The organism is Anaerofustis stercorihominis (assembly GCF_024623185.1).
Taxonomy (GTDB): Bacteria; Bacillota; Clostridia; order Eubacteriales; family Anaerofustaceae; genus Anaerofustis.
On sequence record NZ_JANJZK010000032.1, the window covers coordinates 1 to 5,469 of the forward strand.

Sequence of the window (5,469 nt, forward strand, 5' to 3'; positions counted from 1 at the left end):
CACGGCGAATGAGTGGAGCCCTTTATCTAATCTTTGGGCGAGCAAAGATTAGTGGGTTGTAGGGCAACGCCCTACAGTGTGGTGTAAGGGACGAAGTCCCTTATTAGCGGATTGTAAGGCTCTGCCTTACAGAATGTTGGGTTGTAGGGTGGAACCCTACATTGTGGTTTAAGGGACACGGTCCCTTATAGAGGAGATTTTTTAATTTTCGCCTGCTTTCTCGGATATCTGTCTAATGTGGGTTTTATCTTTTCTATTACGATTATATCCCTTTTAGAATTTGAATAGGGAAGAGTTATTTCATGGTTACCGTTTAGTTTGCAGGAAAGTGTACCTATAGCATTTTTACTTGTATTCAGTTCTTCTTCTCCTTTGCTTCCTTTTAGGGCTATGAATTTTCCTCCTACTTTTATAAAGGGAGTAGTGTACTCGGTAAGTACATTTAACTTAGCTACCGCTCTTGCGGTCACATAATCAAAACTTTCTCTGTAGTCTTTATCGTGAGAGAGTTCTTCGGCTCTTGCATGGATCGCTTCTATATTATTTAGCCCAAGTTCTTTTATTGTTTCGTTCAAATAATTTACTCTTTTGTTTAAACTGTCAAGGAGAAGTATATCCATATCATCATTCAATATTTTTATTATTATCCCCGGCATTCCCGCTCCCGAACCTATATCTATAAGCTTGCCTTCCTTATTTATATATTTAACGGATACAGCGCTGTCAATGATATGTTTTTCGATGAACTCTTTTTCATCGGTTATAGCCGTAAGATTGAATTTTTTATTTTCTCTTAAGACTATTTCCATGAACTTTAATAGTTTTTCTGCTTTAGTATCTTCTATTTCTATATCGGATTTTTTTAGTCCCGCTTTTAAATATTCTCTTAAATCCATAATATTCTCCTTAGTTAATGTCAAAAATAGTATAACAGAATTACGCTTCAAGAAAAAGGTGTAACATGTTTATTTTTCCGCGTATTTATGTTATCCTTTATAAGAAGATTTTTAAACAGACTGAGAGGACACAATGAAGAAAAAACTGGTAATTATAGACGCATATTCGATTATTTATAAATGCTTTTTCGGGGTAAGACCTATGCATTCTCCGAAAGGTATTTCAACCAATGCGGTTTACGGATTTTTAAATATAATCTTAAAATTGATAAACGATGAAAAACCAAATTATTTATATGCGGCGTTCGATAAAGGACATAAAAATTTCAGACACGATAAATACGCCGACTATAAAGCAGGCAGACAAAGTATGCCCGAAGAGCTGAGAGAACAGATACCTTATATAGAAAAACTTCTTGACGCCGCAAATATAATCTCTTTGAAGGTAGATAATTATGAAGCGGACGATATCATAGGAAGCGTCAGTGAAGCAGCTGATAAAGAAGGTATTGATACAGTAGTGATCACGGGGGATAGAGATTCGTTTCAGCTTGTATCAGAGCATACCAAGATACTCTATTCAAAAAGGGGTATAAGCGATATCGAAGTTATCAATGAAGATTATTTAAAAGAAAAGTATAATCTCACTCCTAAGCAAATGATAGACCTTAAGGCTTTGATGGGAGATAAGTCGGATAATATCCCGGGGGTAAAAGGCGTTGGTGAAAAGACAGCTCTTAATTTGCTTGAAAAGTATTCTACCTTGGACGGAGTATATGAACATATAGACGAAGTAAAAGGGAAATTACAGGAAAAGCTTATAAATGATAAAGACAATGCTTTTTTAAGCAGGGAACTGGGTACCATTGAAGTAAATATGGATATCGACCTCGATTTAAATGAGGAATGTAACTTTAATTTTGAAAACGAAGAATTCATTTCCATACTTCAGGAACTTGATTTAAAATCAATAATCAAAAAGCTTGGTGTTAAAGTAGGTGAAACGAGTGAAGACAGCACAGAGAACGAAAAGGATGATTTCTCTCATATAAAAGAAGAATATAAAACTATTTCAAAAGATATTTCCTTAGATGAAGTATTAAGTAATATAAAGGATAAAAAGTCCCTTAGTGTTTATTTTGTTTTAAGCGACGATTATAAAAAGATAAAAAGTGCCATGATTTTTGATAAAGATAATTTTTATCTTTATGACGGGAGTGTTTCAGATATAAGTGAAATTATTAAAATAATGAACTTAGGTCCAGATATAGTCACTCATAATTTCAAAGATGTATATAAGGTATTTGTTTCAAATGGATATGATAATATACACTGCAGATTTGATATATATCTCGGAGGATATGTTTTAAATCCAAGCGATGAAAGATATTCTCTCGAAGTAATGAGTAAGAAATATCTTGATATAGATTTGGAAGAAGAAAAAGGCGAAGCTGTTCAGCAGAGCTTTCTTGATATGGAAGACAACAATAAATACAATATGCAGATGAAAAAAGCTAAATGCATTTATTCTCTCGCAAGGATTTTTAAAGAAAAAATCAAAGAAGAGGAAATGGAAGATCTATACCAAAATATAGAGCATAAACTGATGTATGTTTTAGGTGATATGGAACTTGAAGGGTTTAAAGTAGATTTAAATACTCTTGAAGAGCTCGGCGTTGATTTTGACAGAAGGGTAGAGGACCTTACCAGAAGGATAAGAGAAGCTGCTGGAGAAGACGAGGATTTCAATGTGAATTCCACGAAACAGCTCGGTCATGTCTTATTCGATAAAATGGGGCTTCCCGCACTTAAAAAGACAAAGACGGGATATTCCACAAATATAGAAGTCCTCGAAAAATTAAGGGATCATCATCCTATCATACCGATGATAATAGACTTAAGACAAATAAGCAAGCTCAATTCCACTTATGTAAAAGGACTTGTGAGCCTCATAGATAAGGATACGAATAAGATACATTCCACATTCAATCAAACCATAACCACTACAGGGAGGATCTCTTCATCAAATCCCAATCTTCAGAATATCCCCGTAAGGACGGAAGAAGGAAGGATAATAAGGAAAGTATTTATTTCAAGCAGTGAAAACAATGTTCTCGTGGATGCGGATTATTCTCAAATCGAACTTAGAGTGCTTGCTCATATTTCAAATGACGAGAAACTTATAAACTCATTTAAAAATAATGAGGATATCCATACCAGGACCGCAAGCGAAGTATTTAACGTACCTATAGATGAAGTAACATCCGAAATGAGAAGCAGTGCAAAAGCCGTCAACTTCGGTATAGTTTACGGGATAAGTGATTTCGGGCTATCAAAGGGACTGTCTATTTCCAGAAAAAATGCAAAAGAATATATAGATACTTACCTGGCAAAATATCCGGGAGTATGTAAATACATGGAAGATATAGTAGTTACAGCAAAAGAACAGGGATATGTTACTACCATGTTCAACAGAAGAAGATATATAAATGAAATATATTCCAAGAATTTTAACGTGAGGTCATTCGGTGAGAGGACGGCTCTAAACACTCCTATTCAGGGAAGTGCGGCGGATATAATAAAGCTTGCTATGGTCAACGTTCAAAACGAACTAAAGACAAGGAAATTAAAAGCAAAGCTTATACTTCAGGTACACGATGAGCTTATAATCGATACACCTATGGAAGAAGTAGAGGAAGTAAAAGCTCTTCTAAAAGATAAAATGGAAAACGTAGTAGATATGTCTTGTCCGCTTAAAGCTGATATATCTGTAGGGAAAACTTGGTTCGAGGCGAAATAATGAAGATAATAGGTCTTACCGGTTCAATAGGAACTGGAAAAAGTTCCGCAAGCGAAATACTCAATAAAGAATTTGATATCCCGATAATCGACGCAGACAAAATCAGCAGAGAAGCGGTCGAAAAAGGCAGCAGGGGACTAAGCAAAATAGAAAATGAATTCGGCAAAGAATTTATCACGGAAAACGGAGAACTCAACAGGATAAAAATGGGGGCTCTGGTTTTCTCCGATGAGAAAGCAAGGTTTAAGTTAAATGATATAGTTCATCCCGAAGTGACGAATAGATTTAATGAACTTGTAAATAAATATAGAAATGAAGAAGAACCTTATGTCATTTACGACTGTCCTTTGCTAATAGAAGAAAAGCTTACGGGGTTTGTAGATGTTGTAATGCTTATTTATACTTCTTTTGATATCCAGTTAAGTAGAGTAATGCTTAGAGATAAGATAAGTAAGGAAGATGCAGTAAAACGTATTGAAGCTCAAATGAGTCCTGAAGAGAAAATCAAATATGCAGATATTGTAGTTGATAATAACGGAAATTACTCTGATTTAAAAGAGAACATAAAAAAAGTATATCAGGGTAAATTTTCTAAAAATAATACTTGCATAAATATACATTAATATGTATAATGTATCATATTATGGAGGTAATGAGATGATAAGTGTTGGTATTTTAGGGGCTACTGGTTATACCGGAGCAATCCTTGTAAGTATACTTAAAAAACATAAAGAAGTAGGAAATATAAAGCTGGGCTCTCATAGTTATGTAGGGCAGGATTTCAGCGATGTATACAAGGCTTTTAAAGATATAGAGGACGGAGAATGCATGGATAGCGATATAAATGAATTTGCAGATGAATGCGACGTTGTGTTCATGGCTCTTCCTCACGGAGTTGCTTCAAAAGTCGTAACAAAGGAAGTCTTGGAAAAAACTAAAGTAATAGACCTGGGGGCGGATTTCAGGCTCAGTGATATAGATACATATGAAGAGTGGTATAAGACTAAACACTACGGTGAAGGTGTACTCAGTGAGAGTGTTTACGGTCTGTGTGAAAAAGAAAGAGAAAATATTAAAAATACGAGACTTCTCGCAAATCCGGGATGTTATACTACGTGTTCCATATTATCCCTTTATCCGCTTGTAAAAGAAAAATTGATAGATACAAAATCGATAATCATAGACGCTAAGTCGGGAGTAAGCGGAGCGGGAAGAAAAGCTTCGACGGGTTCTTTATTCTGCGAATGCAACGAAAGCATAAAAGCCTACGGTGTAGGGACTCACAGACATACCCCCGAAATTGAAGAGCAGTTATCTAAGCTTGGAGAAGATATAACTTTATCTTTCACTCCTCATTTGGTACCGATGAACAAAGGGATCTTGACTACTATTTATGCTAATATAAATGATGGTGTAGAGGAAAGCGACATAAAAGAAGCTTATGAGAAATATTACAAAGATGAATATTTCATAAGGCTCAGAGAAACTGGAGACCTTCCGGTGACCAATTATGTAAAGGGAACGAATATCTTTGATACCGGCTTTGTCTTGGATAAGAGAGTGAACAGAGTTATAGTATCAAGCGTTATAGATAACCTTATGAAAGGTGCTTCATCACAGGCAGTACAAAATATGAACATAATGTTCGGCTTTGATGAAAAAGAAGGGATTGATTTTGTTCCTATGTATATATAGTTTCTTTTGGAAGAAACAAACTTCAAGGGGCTCTGCCCCTAAAATCCCTTAAGGGACGCTGTCCCTTAGGAACCCTGC

At 35.4% G+C, this 5,469-nt stretch carries 4 protein-coding genes; 3 read left to right on the plus strand and 1 reads right to left on the minus strand.

The genetic code is table 11. The features are described from left to right. Positions 1-185: 185 nt before the first annotated feature. The gene (rsmG, locus tag NSA01_RS09610; RefSeq protein WP_257481241.1) at positions 186-896 is read right to left on the minus strand and encodes a 16S rRNA (guanine(527)-N(7))-methyltransferase RsmG; all 711 of its coding nucleotides are present in this window, start codon (positions 894-896) and stop codon (positions 186-188) included. A gap of 133 nt (positions 897-1,029) precedes the next feature. Between rsmG and polA the strand changes: the two genes are divergently transcribed. The 3 genes from polA to argC are packed head-to-tail and all read left to right on the plus strand — an operon-like array spanning position 1,030 to position 5,391. Next, positions 1,030-3,696, plus strand: a complete 2,667-nt coding sequence (gene polA, locus NSA01_RS09615; RefSeq protein ID WP_257481242.1) for a DNA polymerase I — start codon at positions 1,030-1,032, stop codon at positions 3,694-3,696. Next, positions 3,696-4,319, plus strand: coding sequence for a dephospho-CoA kinase (gene coaE, locus NSA01_RS09620; protein ID WP_257481243.1), 624 nt, complete (start codon positions 3,696-3,698; stop codon positions 4,317-4,319). The genes polA and coaE overlap by 1 nt, the downstream gene beginning before the upstream one ends. Before the next feature lie 34 nt (positions 4,320-4,353). Continuing rightward, positions 4,354-5,391 (plus strand): N-acetyl-gamma-glutamyl-phosphate reductase, encoded by a 1,038-nt coding sequence (argC, locus tag NSA01_RS09625; RefSeq protein ID WP_257481244.1) that lies wholly within the window; start codon positions 4,354-4,356, stop codon positions 5,389-5,391. Positions 5,392-5,469 lie beyond the last annotated feature (78 nt).

Bases quoted from the DNA above. Each gene is read 5' to 3' on its own strand.
- polA (WP_257481242.1), top strand. From the start codon at position 1,030: ATGAAGAAAAAACTGGTAATTATAGACGCATATTCGATTATTTATAAA.
- rsmG (WP_257481241.1), bottom strand. From the start codon at position 896: ATGGATTTAAGAGAATATTTAAAAGCGGGACTAAAAAAATCCGATATA.
- argC (WP_257481244.1), top strand. From the start codon at position 4,354: ATGATAAGTGTTGGTATTTTAGGGGCTACTGGTTATACCGGAGCAATC.
- coaE (WP_257481243.1), top strand. From the start codon at position 3,696: ATGAAGATAATAGGTCTTACCGGTTCAATAGGAACTGGAAAAAGTTCC.